The 266-nt window shown below is 63.5% G+C and carries 1 protein-coding gene; it reads right to left on the bottom strand.

The features are described from left to right. Nucleotides 1–266: C39 family peptidase (locus IF46_RS0132030; RefSeq protein WP_030492145.1), on the bottom strand; the 266-nt coding region annotated here is incomplete at both ends.

Raw genomic sequence — 266 nt, 5'->3', positions numbered from 1 at the left:
CGTCGGTGTCGGTGGTGGTGCCGGCGATGTTGGCGACTACGGCGCGGCCGTCGTCGACGGTGCGCACGATGTCGGTGCGCAGGGTGTCGGTCTGCTTGGTGTCGGCGGTGGGGTTGCTGATCTCGACGCTGTGGTAGGCGTTGGCCTTGCCGGTTTCCTTGTTGAGCACCGGGGTGATGTCGTTGATGGAGTTGGTGCCGTTCTCGGTGGTGCCCATTTCCTTGGCCATGTCGTCGACGTTGATGTTCTTGCCCTGTACGGACAGG

Source organism: Micromonospora chokoriensis, assembly GCF_000718555.1.
Lineage (GTDB): Bacteria > Actinomycetota > Actinomycetes > Mycobacteriales > Micromonosporaceae > Micromonospora > Micromonospora chokoriensis_B.
The sequence above is the reverse complement of the archived record's forward strand: the minus strand, read 5'-3'. Positions and strand labels throughout refer to the sequence as shown.